Raw genomic sequence first — 15,672 nt, forward strand, 5'->3', positions numbered from 1 at the left:
AGGCTACCCGCGGGAGCGCGGGGTGAGCAGCCCGCGGTCGAACGCGGCGGCCACCGCGGAGGCCCGATCGGGCACGCCGAGCTTGGCGTAGAGGTGCACGAGATGGGTCTTGACGGTCGCCTCGCTGATGAACAGCCGCTCGGCGGCCTCGCGATTGGTGGCGCCGCGGGCGACGAGCTCGAGCACCTCCAGCTCCCGCGCGCTGATGGCCGGCTCGCCTGAGCGCGCGGCGCGCAGGACGCGGGTGGCGATCGGCGGGGAGAGCACCGCCTCGCCGCGCGCGGCGGCGCGGACGGCGCGGTAGAGCTCCTCGCGCGGCGCGTCCTTGAGCAGGTAGCCGGTCGCGCCGGCCTCGATCGCCGGCAGGACGTCGGCGTCGGAGTCATAGGTCGTGAGGACGAGCACCCGCCGCCCGGCGAGCTGCCGGATCGCCGTCACGCCGTCCATCCGCGGCATCCGCAGGTCCATCAGGACCACGTCGGGGTCGAGCCGCCGCACCAGGTCGACGCCGCGCTCGCCGTCGTCGGCCAACCCGACCACCTCGAAGCCCTCGGCGCCGCTGAAGATGCCGCTCAGGCCGTCGCGCACGACCGGGTGATCGTCGACGATCACGAGCCGGATCATGCGGGCACGCTCGCCGACACGGCGGTGCCCGAGCCGGGCTCGGACTCGATCGCGAGGCTGCCCTGGAGCCCCTGGACGCGCTCGAGCATCGACGTCAGCCCGAAGCCGCCGGGACGTGGCGCGGCGCCGCCCACGCCGTCGTCGCGCACGTCCAGCGTGACGAGGTCGTCCATGTAGGAGAGCGTCAGGCCCACGCGCGAGGCCGACGCGTGCTTGGCGACGTTGGCGAGCGACTCCTGCGCGGTCCGCAGCAGCGTCGCCTCGACGTCGACCGGCAACGGCCGCGGCGCCCCGGTCGTGCTGACGGCCGCCGCGATCCCGTGGAGCGCCGACCAGCCGTCGGCGACCTGCGCGAGCGCCTCGGGCAGGCGCGCCCGCTCGAGCGGCTGCGGGCGCAGCGCCCGGACCGAGCGGCGCGCCTCGGCGAGGCTGTCGCGCGCGAGCTGGGCGGCGGCGTCGAGGTGGCGCCGGGGCTCGTGCGCCTGCTCGGCCGCCTCGATCTGCGTGACGATCCCGATCAGCCCCTGCGCGATCGTGTCGTGGATCTCGCGCGCCATCCGCGCGCGCTCGTCGAGCATGCCCGCCTCGCGCGCCTGCTCGAGCAGCTGCGCGTGCAGGCCCGCGTTCTCCCGCAACGCCGCCTCGAGCATGCGCCGCTGGTCGTCCTGCTTGGCGCCGACGACCATCATCGTGCCCGCCACACCCGCATTGGCGATCACCACGGCGACGTAGACCAGCCAGTCGCTGAATCCGCCCCCGGGCCAGCCGCCGACCTGCGAGGCGGCGGTCACGGCCGCGACGCCGAGCACGCCGGCCGGGATCCATCGCCGCGGCAGCAGAAACGCCACCGCCAGATAGCCGGACCACACGAAGAACCCGTAGATCGGCGTGCAGGCGACCAGCGCGGCGCTGAAGGCGAGCAGGCCGACGAAGTGGACCGGGGCCGGGATCCGGTTGCGCGTGAGCGCGATCCAGAGCGCCGTGGCGCCGGCGATCGCGAGATGCGCGGCGTCGGCGCCGTCGATCAGCTGGTCGAACGCGGCCGAGGCGACGAGCAGCAGGAACGGCAGGACCGCGAACACCCGCTGCTCGAAGTGGTCCGACGACGCGTTCACTGCCAGCGGAAGAGCCTAGTCGCGGCGACCGCGCTGACGACGGCGTAGGCGAGCATCACGAGCAGCTGCTTCGCGTCCGGCCAAGCGCCCGCCGAAGCGTCCTGGAGCGCCTGGACCGCCGCGCCGAGCGGCGTGTAGTCCCCGATGTCGCGCAGCGTGGCGCCCATCGTCGCGCGCGGCGCCCACAGTCCGGCGAAGAACATCAGCGGGAAGAACAGCATCGTGCCCATGGCGCCGGCGATCCGGGCGCGAGGCGCGAGCGCGGCGATCACGAGGCCGATGCCGAGCAGCGCGGCGGCGGCGAGGATCAGCGCGAGCAGGAACGCGAGCGGCGCGCCGGGGAGGCCGACCCCGAATGCCGTCCGCGCCAGCGCGAGGATCAGCACCGCGGTCACGGCCGCCATCGCGCCGCTGGTCGCGAGCTGGGCCGCGAGCACGCGGCTGGGCCGCAGCGGCGTGGTCGCGAGCCGGCGCAGGACGCCGCGCTCGCGGTAGGTCGCGACGGCGGTCGGCAGCGCGCTGACGCCGAGGATCGTGAACGTGAACGCGACGAGGATCGGCACGTAGGACTGCACGAGGCTGAGCCCGCCGAGGTCCGGGTCGGGCTTGTCGCCCGCCAGCCCCATCACGGTGAGGAGCACGAGCGGGAACGCGACGCCCCAGAACAGCAGGATCGGCTCGCGGAGCAGCAGCTTGGTCTCGGTCTTGAGCAAGGCGGTCATCGGGTCAGCTCCACGAATGCGTCCTCGAGGTTCGCGTGCTCCACGCGCAGGCGTTCGGCGACGATGCCGGCGCGGGCCAGGGCGGCGGCGACGTTCTGCACGACGGCGGGCCCGCCGGAGACGACGACGAGCTCGCCCTCGCGGCGCACGGTCGCGACATCCGGCAGCGCCAGCAGGTCCTCGTCGGCGACCGGCGCCGACGGGCGGAAGCGCAGCCGCTGCTCGCGCAGGGAGCCGAGCGCGGCGGGCGCGTCGAGCGCGACGACGCGCCCGCGGTCGATCACCGCGACGCGGTCGCACAGCCGCTCGGCCTCCTCCATGAAGTGCGTCACGAGCAGGATCGTCACGCCGCGCGCGCGGACGTGCTCGATCAGCGCCCACGTCGCGCGCCGCGCCTGCGGGTCCAGCCCGGTCGTGAGCTCGTCGAGGATCGCGAGCCGCGGCCGCCCGATCAGCGCGAGCGCGATCGAGAGCCGCTGGCGCTCGCCGCCGGAGAGGCGCCCGAACGCCGTGCCGCGGACCTGACCGAGCCCGAGCGCCTCGATCAGCGCCTCGACGTCCTCGGGGTCCTCGTAGAAGGCGCGGTAGAGCTCCAGCGCCTCGCCGACCCGGATCCGGTCCGGCAGCGCGCTGTCCTGCAGCTGCACGCCGACGAGCCGGCGCAACTCGGGATCCGACGGGTCGCGCCCGAGCACGCGCAGGCGGCCGGCGTCGGGCGTCCGCAGGCCGGCGATGCACTCCACCGTCGTGGTCTTGCCGGCGCCGTTGGGACCGAGCACGCCGAAGATCTCGCCCTCGCGGACGGAGAACGACACGTCCTCCACCGCCACCGTCTCGCCGTAGCGCTTGCGCAGATTGCGCACCTCGATCGCGTCCATGCCGGAAGCGTCGCGGCCCGGCGCTGCATGCACATCGCCCGCGAAGCCAGACCTCGATCAACCGATCGGCCGACCCCCGGGTGCGGCTGGTACTACCGGTGCGTCTCTCGCGCGCGCCCGACGGCGGTCACCGAGCGGACGCGCGGCGGCGAGGCCATGCGCGTGCCGGCGGCGTGCGGGCCGCCGCGGCGCGGCGGGCGTGGGCGCTTCGGGCGCGGATGCCGCGGGCGGGGGCGCAGCGGCGTGCCGCCGTCGTTGCGCACCGGCTCGGTGTCCGGGCCCTGCTTGACGGCCCACCAGATGATCCCGCAGGCCGCCAGGATCGGCAGCTTGAGGAACACGAAGAGGTAGAGCATCGTCCAACCCACGCGCGGAATGCTACGCCCGGGCCGGGGCTCCGCAAGCCACCGGCCCGCGATCTGACGTCAATCAGGCGCGCAGCGGCACCGGAGACGCGTCGAAGCGGGTCACCCGCTGCAGCTCGGCAACGCGCTCGGTGACCTCCTCCGGCTTGAGCGTCTGCATGCGCTCGGTGCCGAACGCCTCGACGTTGAAGGACGCCAGGGCGGTTCCGTAGGCCATCGCGCGGCGCAGCAGCTCGTCGTCGATCTGCTCGTCGGCGTGCGCGGCGACGTAGCCCATGAAGCCGCCCGCGAACGTGTCCCCCGCGCCAGTCGGGTCGATGACGTCCGCCGTCGGGTAGGCGGGAAGGCCGAACGCGCCCTCCGGCGTGTACATCGCCGAGCCGTACTCGCCCTGCTTGACGACCACCACGCGCGGGCCGAGCTCCATCACCGCGCGTGCGGCACGGACCAGGTTGGGCTCGTCAGTGAGCTCCTTGACCTCGCTGTCGTTGACGATCAGGCAGTCGACCGTCCTGATCGTCCGCAGGAGCGACTCGCGCGCGATGTCGATCCAGAGGTTCATCGTGTCCAGCGCCGTGAAGCGCGCGCCGGTGCACTGCTCGCGCACCGCGCGCTGCAGGTCGGGCTGGATGTTGGCCAGGAACAGGACGTCCGCCGCCTTGGAGGCATCCGACAGCTTCGGCTCGAAGTGCTCGAAGACGTTCAGGTCGGTCTGAAGCGTGTGGCGGATGTTGACGTCGCGCTCGTAGCGCCCGGACCAGAAGAACGTCTTGCCGCCCGGGACGTGCTCGACGTCGTCGGTGTTGACGCCGCGATTGTGCAGCACGGCGTACTCGGCCTCGCCGAAGTCGTCCCCGACGGGGCCGACCACGCGGGTCTCGGCGAGGAAGGAGGACGCCAGCGAGAAGTGGACGGCGGCACCGCCCAGCAGGCGGTCGCGTTTGCCGGCCTGCGTCTCGACGGCGTCGAAGGCGATGGAACCGACGACGGTGAGCGACATATCGGCGCGAGAGGGTAGCCTCCGCGCGTCGATGCGCGCGATTCGCATAGACCGGTGGGGCGGCCCTGAGGTGCTGCGGCTCGTCGAGGACGCCCCGGTCCCGGTCCCAGATGAGGGCCAGACGCTGATCCGCGTCGAGCGCGCCGGGGTCAACTACGCCGACACCCACGCCCGCGACAACACGTATCTCGCGCGCTACGAGCTGCCGCTCATCCCCGGCGCCGAAGTCGCGGGCACGACGGAGGACGGGACGCGCGTTGCCGCCCTGGTCCCCAATGGCGGCTATGCCGAGTACGCGGTCGCGGACGCCGTCGCCCCGATCCCGGACGCCGTGTCCTACGGCGCGGCGCTGGCCCTCGTGCTCCAGGGCCTGACGGCCTGGCACCTCTACAAGACGTCCGCCAAGCTCGCCGCGGGGGAGACCGTGGTCGTGCACGCCGCGGCCGGCGGCGTCGGCTCGCTCGCCGTCCAGCTGGCGAAGGCGTTCGGCGCCGGCCGCGTGATCGCGACGGCCTCGACCGCCGGCAAGCGCGAGCTCGCGCTGGAGCTGGGCGCGGACGCCGCGGTCGACGTCAACGCCGGCGACCTCGCCGCCGAGCTGCGCGAGGCCAACGGCGGCCGGCGCGTCGACGTCGTGCTGGAGATGGCCGGCGGGCGCGTGTTCGACGCCTCCCTGGACGCGCTCGCCCCGTTCGGCCGCGTCGTGGCGTACGGGATGGCGTCGCGTGAGGCCAATCGCGTGCCCAGCGGCGTGCTGATGCACGGGTCCAAGGCGGTCGTCGGGTTCTGGCTCGTCCACGCCATGAGGCACCCGGAGATGGTCGGGCCGCCGCTGGAGGATCTGTTCGGGCGCGTCGCGGACGGCTCGCTGCGGGTGGTCGAGGGCGGGACCTACCCGCTCTCGGAGGCCAGGCGCGCGCACGAGGACCTGCAGGCACGCCGCACCAGTGGAAAGCTCCTGCTCGACCCGCGCCGCTAACGTGCTTCACCTCAGATGACGACTTTCGCCGAACTCGGCCTGTCCGAGCCCTTGCTCAAGGCCCTCCGCGACGTCGGCTACGAGTCACCCAGCCCGATCCAGGAGCAGACGATCCCGCCGCTGCTGGAAGGCCGCGACGTGATCGGCCAGGCACAGACGGGAACCGGCAAGACGGCGGCGTTCGGCCTGCCGCTCCTGCAGTCGGTCGACCCGTCCGAGGCCGAGGTCCAGGCGCTCGTGCTGACGCCGACGCGCGAGCTGTGCATCCAGGTCACGCAGGCGCTGCGCGCCTACGCCGCCCACAAGGGCATCGATCCGGTGGCCGTCTTCGGCGGCGCCCCGATCCGCACCCAGCAGGCGCAGCTGCGCCAGGGCGGGCAGGTCGTGGTCGGGACCGTCGGCCGCGTGCTCGACCTGATCTCGCGCCACTCGCTGATGCTGCATTCCTGCCGCTACATCGTCCTCGACGAGGCCGACGAGATGCTCGACCTCGGCTTCCTCGAGGACGTCGAGAAGATCCTCTCGCTCGCGCCCGGCAGCCGCCAGACCGCGCTCTTCAGCGCGACGATGCCGTCGGAGATCCGCCGCCTCGCCGAGCGCCACCTGTACAACCCCGAGACGATCAAGGTCAAGGCGGCGACGCTGACGATCGACACGGTCGAGCAGTTCTATCTCGAGACCAAGCCGCAGGGGAAGGTCGACGCGCTCGTGCGCGTGCTCGAGGCCGAGCGCCCCAAGCAGGCGATCGTCTTCACGCGCACCAAGGTCCGCTGCGAGCAGCTCTTCCGCACGCTGCGCGACAAGGGGATGAACGTCAAGGCGCTGCACGGCGACATGAGCCAGGGCTCGCGCGACGGCGTGATGATCAACTTCAAGGGCGGCCGCACGACGATCCTCGTGGCGACCGACGTCGCGGCCCGCGGGCTGGACATCTCGACCGTCACGCACATCATCAACTTCGACGTCCCCACGTCGCCGGACGTCTACGTGCACCGCATCGGCCGGACCGGCCGCGTCGGGCGCTCCGGCCGCGCGATCACGTTCGTCGAGCCGCGCCAGCGGCGTGAGCTGGAGGCGATCGAGCGCCACGCGTCGACGCGCATCTCGCCGTGGGCCGAGGGCGCGCACGTCGCGCCGGCGCAGGCGTCCGAGCCGCGCAAGCGCCATCGCAAGCCGCACGACGCGGCGGTGGCCAACGGGACCGGCTACACGAAGCTGATCGTCAGCGCGGGCCGCCACGAGGGCGTCGAGGCCAAGGACCTGATCGCGGCGATCACGGCCGGAGGACTGGACGGCGAGGCCGTCCGCAACGTGCGCATCCTCGAGCGGTTCGCGCTCGTCGAGGTGCCGGCCGGCGAGGCATCCCGCATCGTCCAGCGTGTCACCGAGGTTCAGGGGCGGCCGGTGGCCCTGGAGCCCATTCGTTCTTGAAATGTAACGTCGTCCGGAGGTCCGAGCTTGCGAGGACCGGAGGCCGAAAGAGGTTCATTCATGTCTGAAGCGACCATGACCACCAACCACGGTGAGATCATCTTCGAGCTGTTCGACGAGGACGCGCCGAAGACCGTCGGGAACTTCCGCAAGCTCGCTCGCGACGGGTTCTACGACGGGCTCACGTTCCACCGGATCATCTCTGACTTCATGATCCAGGGCGGCTGCCCCGAGGGCACCGGGACCGGCGGCCCCGGCTACACGTTCGAGGACGAGATCAACCAGCACAAGATCGTCCGCGGCGCGCTCGCGATGGCCAACGCCGGCCCGAACACCAACGGCTCGCAGTTCTTCATCGTCACGGTCGGCCAGGCGCCGTGGCTGGACGGCAAGCACACCGTGTTCGGCAAGGTCACCGGCGGGATGGACGTCGTCGACAAGCTCGAGTCGCTGCCGACCGACGGCCGCGACCGCCCGCGCGAGGACGCGCGGATCGACAAGCTCGAAGTCACCGACTGACCGTCGCTCACCGCGCTCTGGCGCGAGCCGGCGCGGTGCGCACGTCAACGTCCCGGTGGCGATGGCGGCGCTCGCGGCGGGGCTGGCGCTGCTGAACCTGCTGATCGGCGTCGTCTCCGCGCCGCGCTTGAAGCCGGATGAGGCGGTCGTGGCGGAGGCGGTGGCGGGCTAGGCTCCCCTCCATGGCCACCGTCGAGCAGGCACAGGCGACCATCGCGGTCGAGAACCCGGCGACCGGCGAGCTCGTGCGCGAGGTTCCGCTCACGGCCGACGTGGGCGCGCTGGTCGAGCGCGCCCGCGCGGTCCAGCCCGCGTGGGAGGCGCTCGGCTACCAGGGCCGGGCGCGCGTGCTGCTGCGCGCCCGCAGGTGGCTGATCGAGCACGCCGAGGAGGTCGTGGCCACGATCGTGTCCGAGACGGGCAAGACCGACGAGGACGCGCGTCTCGTCGAGCTGGCCTACGGCGCGAACGCACTCGGGTTCTGGGCCCGGAAGGCGCCCAAGTACCTGGCCGACGAGAAGGTCCGGACCGGCAATCCGTTCGTGCTCGGCCGCAAGCTCGTGGTTCGCTACCGGCCGGTCGGCGTGGTCGGCGTGATCGGGCCGTGGAACTATCCGCTCGTGAACTCGGTCGGCGACGCCATCCCGGCGCTCGCGGCGGGCAACGCGGTCGTCGTGAAGCCGTCGGAGGTGACGCCGCTGACGTCGCTGCTGATCGAGCGCGGGCTGCTGGAGAGCGGGCTGCCCGAGGGGCTCTACCAGACGGCGATCGGCGGCCCGCCGACCGGCGAGGCGCTGATCGACGCGGTCGACATGGTGATGTTCACGGGCTCGACGCGCACCGGGCGCAAGGTGATGGAGCGCGCCGCTCGCACCCTGACGCCCGTCTCGCTCGAGCTCGGCGGCAAGGACCCGATGATCGTGCTCGCCGACGCCGACGTCGAGCGCGCCGCCAACGCCGCCGTCTACTACTCGATGCAGAACGGCGGCCAGACGTGCATCTCGATCGAGCGCGCGTACGTCGAGGCGCCCGTCTACGACGAGTTCGTCGCCAAGGTGGCCGCGAAGGTCGCCAAGCTGCGCCAGGGGCCGCCGGCCGGCCCCGGCTCGATCGACGTGGGCGCGATGACGTTCCCGCCCCAGCTCGACGTCGTCGCCCGCCACGTGCAGCAGGCGCGCGACGCCGGCGCGCGCGTGCTCACCGGCGGCCGCGAGCGGCCCGGGGCGGGCCGCTTCTACGAGCCGACCGTGCTCGCCGACGTCGACCACTCGATGGCCGCGATGACCGAGGAGACGTTCGGCCCGACGCTGCCGGTGATGAAGGTCGCCGACGCCGACGAGGCGGTCCGGCTCGCCAACGACTCGCCATACGGCCTCGGCGCGGCGGTCTTCACCCGTGACGTCGCGCGCGGCGAGGCGATCGCCTCGCGGATCGAGGCGGGTGCCGTCTGCGTCAACGACGCCGCGCTCAACTACCTCGCGCTCGAGCTGCCGATGGGCGGGTGGAAGGAGTCGGGCCTGGGAGTCCGCCACGGCGCCGGCGGCATCCGCAAGTACACGCGCTCCCAGGCCCTGCTCGTCACGCGCTTCGCGCCCAAGCGCGAGATCCACTACTTCCCGTACAGCGCACGGGTGACCAAGCTGCTGGACCGCGGCGTGAAGCTGTTCTACGGCCGCGGGGGCTCATAGGCGCCGACCGCGGCGTCGCGCAGCACGCGAGGCGCCACCTCGCAGCGCTCGGCGATGCCCTCCTGGAAGCGCCGGAACGCCACCAGCGAGCCGAGCGCGAAGTCGCCGGACGCGACGTGGACGAAGTCGCGCCCGTCCTGGAAGGTCGCGTAGCGGAAGCCTGGCGGCTGGAGCGAGAAGAGCTCGGCGTAGACCGCGCGGACCAGCTCCGCGTTCTCCTCCTCGCGGCCGGGCTTGACGGTGTAGCGGACGAGTGTCATGAGGGGCTCCCTTCGGGCAGCGGTTGCGTGATCGACAGACGGCGGCCGCCGAGCATGAGGCCGGCGAGCGCGCCCGCCAGCGAGAGGCCGGCGGCGACGAGCATCGCCGCGGTGAAGCCGTCGCTGAACTCCTGCGCGGACGTGTAGCCGCCCGCGCCGGTGAAGACCGCGACCGCGATCGCGATCCCGAACACGCCGCCGAGCTCGCGCAGCGTGCTGTTGGCTCCCGCGGCCTTGCCGATCGAGCCGGCCGGGACGGCGTTGACGGCGGCGTTCTGCGCGGACGGCAGCGCCATCGAGACGCCGCATCCCGCCAGCATCAGCGCCGGGACCAGCTCCACGTACGACATCCCGGGCGACGCGACGAGCGCGATCCAGGCCAGGCCGAGCGCCTGCAACGCGAGGCCGCCGGCGAGGAACGGGCGCTCGCCGTAGCGGTCGACCAGCGCGCCCGCGACCGGCGCGACGAAGAACAGCGTCGCCGTCCACGGCAGCAGCCGCATCCCCGCGCCGAGGGGGCCGTAGCCGAGCGAGGTCTGGAGGAACTGGGCGAGGAAGAAGACGGCCGAGAAGAGGGCGGCGAACGTCAGGAAGATGCCGCCGTTGCCGGCCGAGAACGCGCGCGAGCGGAATAGACCGAGCGGCAGCATCGGCGTGCGCGACCGCGCCTCCCACCAGACGAAGGCGACGAGCAGCGCCAGCCCGGCCGCCAGCGAGGCGACCACCTCGGCGCTCTGCCAGCCCGCCTGATTGCCGCGCACGAGCCCCCACACGACGCCGAGCGCGGCGCCCGTGACGAGCCCGAGCCCGCGCAGGTCGAGGGCGCGCTCGCTGCCGAAGCCCTCCTTGACCCGCGCGAGCACGAACGGCACCGCGAGCAGTCCGATCGGGACGTTGATCCAGAAGATCCACTGCCAGGCGACGCCTTGCGCGATCGCGCCGCCGATCACCGGCCCGCTCGCGACCGACAGGCCCGTCAGGCCCTGCAGCGCGCCCATCGCGGCGCCGCGCCGCTCGGGCGGGAACGCCGCGCCGACCAGCGCCAGCGCGAGCGGCATCACGAATGCGGCGCCCGCACCCTGCACCGCCCGCGCGGCGATCAAGGTGCCGGCGCCGGGCGCCAGCGCGCACGCCGCGGAGGCGAGCGAGAAGACCACCAAACCGAACGCGAATCCCCGGCGCCGTCCATAGCGGTCGCCGAGCGCGGACGCCGTCATCAACAGCACCGCGAAGGAGAGGTTGTAGGCGTTGACCGTCCACTCCAGCTGCTCGGCGCTCGCGCCGAGATCGAGCCGGATGGTCGTCAACGCCGTGGACACGACGAGCGTGTCCAGCGCCACCATGAAGGAGGCGACCGCCGCCAGGCCGAGAACCCAGCGGCGGGAGGCGTGTGCATGGGTCATGCTCCGTTAGACCGCCGCGCCGCCGCGAATCCGCCGATGAATTCCGGCCGCGCCGGCCGTCCAATCTCCGATGACCCCGATCACCGCCGACGAACGCGGGCTCCTCGCCGCCGCCCAGGCGGGCGACGAGCGCGCGTTCCGCTCGCTGGTCGAGCCGTACCGCCGCGCGCTCGACGTCCACGCCTACCGCATGCTCGGCTCGATCCACGACGCCGAGGACGTCGTGCAGGAGACGCTCCTGCGCGCCTGGAGCTCGCTCGAGCGCTTCGAGCGCCGCGCCTCGGTCAAGACGTGGCTCTACCGGATCGCCACGAACGCCTGCATCGACGAGCTCGAGCGGCGTCCGCGGCGCCCCGAGCCCTCCGTCGACCCGTATCCCGACGATCGCGTGCCCGACGCCGACCCGGCCGCGCACTACGCGCAGCGCGAAGGGATGGAGATCGCCTTTCTGACCGCGATCCAGCGCCTGCCCGCCCGCCAGCGCGCCGTGCTGATCCTGCGCGACGTGCTCGGCTGGACCGGCGCCGAGGTCGCCGACCTGCTCGACTCGACCGGAACCGCCGTCAACAGCGCGCTGCAGCGCGCGCGGGCGACGATCGAGGCGGAGGAGCGCGCCGTCGCGCCCGGCGCGACGCAGCGCGAGCTGCTGCGCCGCTATGTCGATCTGTGGGAGAGCGCGGACATCGACGGGCTCGTCGAGCTGCTGCGCGAGGACGCGGTGCTGACGATGCCGCCCGAGCCGTCGGTCCACGGCTCCTCGGCGATCCGCGCGTTCTTCGCCGGCGTGCACCCGGGCGGCGCGCCGTCCGAGACCTGGGCCAACGGGCGTCCCGCGGTGATCCTGCGTGGCCACCGGCTCCTGGTCCTCGACGTCGAGGGCGACCGGATCGCCGCCATCCACGCCTACCGGGATCCCGCGGTGCTCGCGGCGTTCGGGGTCTAAGCGGCGAGCGGCGCCGGTGCCCGGCCCTGGTCGGTCAGCTCGCGCCGCCGCCGCCGCCGCGCCCGGTGCTCGAGTGCGGCGTTGCGCGCCACGCGCAGCAGCCATGCCGCGAACGGGGTGGCGCCGGACGTGTACCGGCTCAGCGCACGCGGCAGCCTCGCCGCCGCGTCGGGAACCAGGCCGACCGCGGCCACGAACGACCAATTGCTGGGCCTGATCGCGCACGAACGATCATCGCCGCCCACGAGCGCAAGGGGTGCCCTACGAACCTTCGAACTGTTCGAAGCTTCGTCGTGCACCCCCTCGCCCGCCGCGGCGAAACGATCATCGCTGCCTACTGGTGTGGCCGTTTCTCCCGTGGGTGGCCTCGTGGGCGTGGGGGGTCGGCGCGTCGACCGGGGGCGGCGTTCGCGCCTGGCACGCGGGGCTCGGGTCGACCGGCGACCCGGGTCCCACGAGGACAGGACCCGCGGGCCGCGCGAACCCGGCCCTCGGGTGTGACCGTCACGCGAGTGGTGGCCTCGTTGGGCAGGGGCGGCGCAGCCCTCTGATGTAGACGCCCAGCACGCCGACACGACCGGCGGATGGCTGAGTTGACGGCGGCGCCGGTATCCCGACCGGGCCGCCGTCGCCTCCAGACGGTCCGCTGCACGGCGGACCGCCACCTGTCCCATTCCGTGAGAGATAGGCACTCCTGCCCCTTGTCCGAGACTCCGACGTCCTTGCCGGAGGTAGGACAGAGCCTTCCACTCACGCCTGCGCGGGTGTAGTCGGACATCTGTCCAGACAGTGCCGGAAAAGTGTCAATCCCGTCAACACGCGGTGCTCCACGCGCGCTCGGCCAGCTCGGGCACGCCGTGCTCCAGCTTGTCGAAGAACGGGTCCTCGGTCGTGCCCGCGAGCCGGCGCTTGTAGGAGCCCTCGAGGAAGATCGCCGACTTCCACAGCGCCAGCGTCGTGTACCAGCGCAGATCCGACATGGAGCGGCCCGAGCCCTCTTCGTAACGCGCGACGAGCTCGGCGCGCGACGGGAACCCCGGCTGTCGCGTGACCGGCGAGAGGCCGACGATCGACCCGTCCGGATCGTCCGGCTGCGCCCACGTCGCCACGAGGTAGCCGACGTCGGCCAGCGGGTCGCCGATCGTGGCCAGCTCCCAGTCGAAGATCGCCGCCAGCCGGTTGCCGGCGAACATCGTGTTGCCGAGGCGGTAGTCGCCGTGGACGATCGTCGCGGGTACCGACTCCGGCCGGTGCGCGCCGAGCCACTCGGTGACGCGGTCGAGCACGGGCAGCGCCCGCGTGCGGTTGTGCTCCCACAGGCCGCCGAAGCGGCGCAGCTGGCGCTCGAGGTAGCCCGTGGGCTTGCCGTAGCCCTCCAGCCCGCACGCGCGCCAGTCGGCGGCGTGGACCTCGATCAGCGCGTCGACCAGCTCCGCGCCGATCCGCGCGGGGTCCGCTCCCGGCGGCAGCTCCGTCGTCAGCACGTCGCCCTCGACGCGCTCCATCACGTAGAACGGCGCGCCGATCACCGCTTCGTCGTCGCACGTCGCGAGCACGCGCGGGACGCGCACCGCGGTGTCCTGCACGGCGCGCAGCAGGAACGCCTCGCGCAGCACGTCGTGCGCGGACGGCGGCAGCGGCGGGCGCGGCGGGCGGCGCAGCACCCACTCGCCTCCGTCACGGCGGACAAGGTATGTCACGTTCGAGTGGCCTTCGCCGATCGGCGACGCCTCGACCGGGCCGGACCCGAGCCCGCAGCCGTCCAGGAACGCCTCCAGCGGGCGCCGCACGAGCAACGGCGGCAGCTCGAGCGCGGCGGCCTCCTCGGGCGTGTCGACGATCGCCGTCAAGCCGCTGATCGTAGACCGCCCACCGCAACCTGCGGCGGCGCGACGCGTTTGTACTGATGCGGACCGGCTATCCCTGTTGAGGCGCCTTCCGCGCTCCCCATCTATGCGACGACTTCTTTTCCTGCTCCCACTGCTCGCCGCCCTGGTCCTGCCGGCCGCGGCCAGCGCCTCCTCCCGCCAGGTCACGACCTTCGAAGCGCCGCGCGAGCTGCTCTCCGCCGCCACGCGCAACCAGACGCTCGATCGGATCACCTCCTTCGGCGTCACGAGCATCCGCCAGCTCGTGTACTGGCGCGACTACGCGCCCGACCCGCAGAGCAAGACCAGACCAGCCTTCGACGCGAGCAACCCCGACGCCTATCCCTCCGGCACGTGGGGCAACCTCGACGCCCTGGTCGCCGCCGCCAAGGCCAAAGGCGTGAGCGTGATGCTGACGCTCACCGGCCCGGTGCCGAAGTGGGCGACGCGCGCCAAGAAGGACACGCTGAGCTACCCGGACCCGAAGGAGTTCGGCGCGTTCGCGACCGCGGTCGGGCGCCGCTACGGCGCCGACGTGTCGACCTGGTCGGTCTGGAACGAGCCCAACCAGCCCCAGTTCCTGATGCCGCAGTTCGTCAAGGGCAAGCCGGAGTCGCCGAAGCTCTACCGCAAGCTCTACCAGGCCGCCTACGCGGGGCTGCGCTCGACGCCCGCCAACGCGAACGACACGATCCTCGTCGGCGAGACGTCGCCGCGCGGCAACGCGCACATCGTCGCGCCGCTCGCGTTCCTGCGCGGGATGCTGTGCCTGAGCTCGACGTGGAAGAAGTCGCGGTCGTGCGGGAAGCTCGCCGCCGACGGCTACGCGCAGCACGCGTACACGACCAGCCAGGGCCCCCGCTTCAAGCCGCCGTCGAAGGACGACGTCACGATCGGGGTGCTGTCGCGGCTCGTGAGCGCGCTCGACAAGGCCGGCAAGGCCGGTGCGCTGCCGAAGGGCCTGCCGATCCACCTGACGGAGTTCGGCATCCAGAGCACGCCGGACACGGTCTCGGGCGTCTCGTTCTCGCGCCAGGCCGCCTACCTGGCGATCTCCGAGCACATCGCGTACGTCAACCCGCGGGTGGCCTCGTTCTCGCAGTATCTGCTGACCGACGACGCGCCGCGCACGTCGGGCTACAAGTACGGTGGCTTCGAGAGCGGGCTGATCACCTCGACGGGCAAGGAGAAGCCGGCCTACCAGGGCTTCCGGCTCCCGCTCGCGGCCGAGACCTACGGCTCGTCCGACGTCCTGTGGGGCCTCGTGCGGCCGCTGCGGGCGCGCACGCAGGTGACGGTCCTGCGCCAGCCCAAAGGCAAGGCGTGGCGGACGCTCAAGACGCTCGACACGACCGCCGCGGGCGTCTACGCGCTCAGCACGCCGCATCACGCGGGCCAGCGCTATCGCGTGCGCTGGACGTCGCCCGGCGGCACCACCTACACGGGGCCGCCGATCCCCGCCTATTAGGGTCCAGACCCGGTGTTCCCGCCGCCGGGGCGATCCGATCCATTGCCTGTCGAGGATCGGAGAACGATGCGCAAGCGATGGACACGATGGAGCCTACTGGGCCAGGAGGTGTGCGACGGCGCCGGCGTGCCGGTCGGGCTCGTCGTGGACACGTACCCGTTCGACGGCGGTGAGATCGAGCTGGTCGTGGTGCGGCTCGACGGCGCCTTCGGCGGCCGGCGCATGCTGCCGCTGCACGAGCTCTGGCACGACGGCTTCGGGCTGCGGACGGCGTTCTCCAACTGGCAGGTGGAGGACTCGCCGGAGCTGAGCACGGGTCGCCACGCCGTCGAGGATCCGGATCGCGCGAAGAGCTTCTGGCGGTTCGAGGAGCCCGCGGACATCATCCACGCCGCGTAAGCTCATGCGG

At 72.7% G+C, this 15,672-nt stretch carries 17 protein-coding genes; 7 read left to right on the forward strand and 10 right to left on the reverse strand.

The features are described 5' to 3' along the window. Nucleotides 1–3: 3 nt before the first annotated feature. The 6 genes from H958_RS0103515 to H958_RS0103540 all read right to left on the reverse strand — a co-directional run bounded on the left by H958_RS0103515 (nt 4) and on the right by H958_RS0103540 (nt 4,704). A complete protein-coding gene (locus tag H958_RS0103515; protein ID WP_028057641.1) occupies nt 4–624 on the reverse strand; it encodes a response regulator in 621 nt (206 codons plus the stop codon). Continuing rightward, on the reverse strand, nt 621–1,739 hold the full coding sequence (locus H958_RS0103520) for a sensor histidine kinase (RefSeq protein ID WP_051323756.1): 1,119 nt from the start codon (nt 1,737–1,739) through the stop codon (nt 621–623). The genes H958_RS0103515 and H958_RS0103520 overlap by 4 nt, the downstream gene beginning before the upstream one ends. After that, a complete protein-coding gene (locus H958_RS0103525) occupies nt 1,736–2,461 on the reverse strand; it encodes an ABC transporter permease (protein WP_028057643.1) in 726 nt (241 codons plus the stop codon). Before H958_RS0103525 ends, H958_RS0103520 begins: the two co-directional genes overlap by 4 nt. Then, complete coding sequence (locus H958_RS0103530) at nt 2,458–3,339, reverse strand: ABC transporter ATP-binding protein (protein ID WP_028057644.1); 882 nt, start codon at nt 3,337–3,339, stop codon at nt 2,458–2,460. The genes H958_RS0103525 and H958_RS0103530 overlap by 4 nt, the downstream gene beginning before the upstream one ends. A gap of 92 nt (nt 3,340–3,431) precedes the next feature. Beyond that, nucleotides 3,432–3,707 carry a hypothetical protein gene (locus tag H958_RS0103535; protein WP_156027655.1) on the reverse strand — a complete coding sequence of 92 codons (276 nt, stop codon included), beginning with the start codon at nt 3,705–3,707 and terminating at the stop codon, nt 3,432–3,434. Between the two features lie 61 nt (nt 3,708–3,768). Further along, nucleotides 3,769–4,704: a PfkB family carbohydrate kinase gene (locus H958_RS0103540; protein ID WP_028057646.1), complete on the reverse strand. Its 936-nt coding sequence runs from the start codon at nt 4,702–4,704 to the stop codon at nt 3,769–3,771. A 31-nt stretch (nt 4,705–4,735) separates the two neighbouring features. On the opposite strand from H958_RS0103540, the gene H958_RS0103545 reads away from it, so the two are divergent. From H958_RS0103545 to H958_RS0103565, 4 genes are all read left to right on the forward strand, one after another. After that, entirely contained in the window at nt 4,736–5,683 is a 948-nt protein-coding gene (locus H958_RS0103545; protein WP_028057647.1) for a quinone oxidoreductase family protein, read from the forward strand. A gap of 15 nt (nt 5,684–5,698) precedes the next feature. Then, a complete protein-coding gene (locus tag H958_RS34725; RefSeq protein WP_037408879.1) occupies nt 5,699–7,114 on the forward strand; it encodes a DEAD/DEAH box helicase in 1,416 nt (471 codons plus the stop codon). Nucleotides 7,115–7,174: 60 nt separating this feature from the next. Next, entirely contained in the window at nt 7,175–7,633 is a 459-nt protein-coding gene (locus H958_RS0103555; RefSeq protein ID WP_051323757.1) for a peptidylprolyl isomerase, read from the forward strand. Between the two features lie 182 nt (nt 7,634–7,815). Further along, nucleotides 7,816–9,321, forward strand: a complete 1,506-nt coding sequence (locus H958_RS0103565; RefSeq protein ID WP_028057649.1) for an aldehyde dehydrogenase family protein — start codon at nt 7,816–7,818, stop codon at nt 9,319–9,321. Here H958_RS0103565 and H958_RS0103570 read toward each other — a convergent pair. Further along, complete coding sequence (locus H958_RS0103570) at nt 9,300–9,581, reverse strand: hypothetical protein (RefSeq protein ID WP_028057650.1); 282 nt, start codon at nt 9,579–9,581, stop codon at nt 9,300–9,302. The two genes, H958_RS0103565 and H958_RS0103570, sit on opposite strands and share 22 nt — an antisense overlap. After that, nucleotides 9,578–10,984: an MFS transporter gene (locus tag H958_RS0103575; RefSeq protein WP_028057651.1), complete on the reverse strand. Its 1,407-nt coding sequence runs from the start codon at nt 10,982–10,984 to the stop codon at nt 9,578–9,580. The genes H958_RS0103570 and H958_RS0103575 overlap by 4 nt, the downstream gene beginning before the upstream one ends. Nucleotides 10,985–11,054: 70 nt before the next feature. Between H958_RS0103575 and H958_RS0103580 the strand changes: the two genes are divergently transcribed. Beyond that, nucleotides 11,055–11,927, forward strand: a complete 873-nt coding sequence (locus tag H958_RS0103580; protein ID WP_028057652.1) for a sigma-70 family RNA polymerase sigma factor — start codon at nt 11,055–11,057, stop codon at nt 11,925–11,927. Here the strand turns inward: H958_RS0103580 and H958_RS47290 are convergent. Together H958_RS47290 and H958_RS34730 are read right to left on the reverse strand one after the other, a co-directional pair. Beyond that, on the reverse strand, nt 11,924–12,121 hold the full coding sequence (locus H958_RS47290; RefSeq protein ID WP_028057653.1) for a sigma factor: 198 nt from the start codon (nt 12,119–12,121) through the stop codon (nt 11,924–11,926). The two genes, H958_RS0103580 and H958_RS47290, sit on opposite strands and share 4 nt — an antisense overlap. A 618-nt stretch (nt 12,122–12,739) precedes the next feature. After that, entirely contained in the window at nt 12,740–13,777 is a 1,038-nt protein-coding gene (locus H958_RS34730) for a phosphotransferase family protein (protein ID WP_231379161.1), read from the reverse strand. A 103-nt stretch (nt 13,778–13,880) separates the two neighbouring features. Between H958_RS34730 and H958_RS0103595 the strand changes: the two genes are divergently transcribed. Both H958_RS0103595 and H958_RS0103600 read left to right on the forward strand, forming a co-directional pair. Then, nucleotides 13,881–15,263, forward strand: coding sequence for a cellulase family glycosylhydrolase (locus H958_RS0103595; protein WP_028057654.1), 1,383 nt, complete (start codon nt 13,881–13,883; stop codon nt 15,261–15,263). Nucleotides 15,264–15,329: 66 nt separating this feature from the next. Next, nucleotides 15,330–15,662 (forward strand): hypothetical protein, encoded by a 333-nt coding sequence (locus H958_RS0103600; protein ID WP_156027656.1) that lies wholly within the window; start codon nt 15,330–15,332, stop codon nt 15,660–15,662. The last annotated feature ends 10 nt before the right edge of the window (nt 15,663–15,672 follow it).

Origin of the sequence: Candidatus Solirubrobacter pratensis, from assembly GCF_000425945.1 — a bacterium.
Lineage (GTDB): Bacteria > Actinomycetota > Thermoleophilia > Solirubrobacterales > Solirubrobacteraceae > Solirubrobacter > Solirubrobacter pratensis.

Coding starts and splice junctions, on each gene's coding strand:
- H958_RS0103595 (WP_028057654.1), top strand. CDS start 13,881: ATGCGACGACTTCTTTTCCTGCTCCCACTGCTCGCCGCCCTGGTCCTG.
- H958_RS0103570 (WP_028057650.1), bottom strand. CDS start 9,581: ATGACACTCGTCCGCTACACCGTCAAGCCCGGCCGCGAGGAGGAGAAC.
- H958_RS0103525 (WP_028057643.1), bottom strand. CDS start 2,461: ATGACCGCCTTGCTCAAGACCGAGACCAAGCTGCTGCTCCGCGAGCCG.
- H958_RS0103555 (WP_051323757.1), top strand. CDS start 7,175: ATGTCTGAAGCGACCATGACCACCAACCACGGTGAGATCATCTTCGAG.
- H958_RS0103540 (WP_028057646.1), bottom strand. CDS start 4,704: ATGTCGCTCACCGTCGTCGGTTCCATCGCCTTCGACGCCGTCGAGACG.
- H958_RS0103575 (WP_028057651.1), bottom strand. CDS start 10,984: ATGACCCATGCACACGCCTCCCGCCGCTGGGTTCTCGGCCTGGCGGCG.
- H958_RS34725 (WP_037408879.1), top strand. CDS start 5,699: ATGACGACTTTCGCCGAACTCGGCCTGTCCGAGCCCTTGCTCAAGGCC.
- H958_RS0103600 (WP_156027656.1), top strand. CDS start 15,330: ATGCGCAAGCGATGGACACGATGGAGCCTACTGGGCCAGGAGGTGTGC.
- H958_RS0103545 (WP_028057647.1), top strand. CDS start 4,736: ATGCGCGCGATTCGCATAGACCGGTGGGGCGGCCCTGAGGTGCTGCGG.
- H958_RS0103515 (WP_028057641.1), bottom strand. CDS start 624: ATGATCCGGCTCGTGATCGTCGACGATCACCCGGTCGTGCGCGACGGC.
- H958_RS0103565 (WP_028057649.1), top strand. CDS start 7,816: ATGGCCACCGTCGAGCAGGCACAGGCGACCATCGCGGTCGAGAACCCG.
- H958_RS0103530 (WP_028057644.1), bottom strand. CDS start 3,339: ATGGACGCGATCGAGGTGCGCAATCTGCGCAAGCGCTACGGCGAGACG.
- H958_RS0103580 (WP_028057652.1), top strand. CDS start 11,055: ATGACCCCGATCACCGCCGACGAACGCGGGCTCCTCGCCGCCGCCCAG.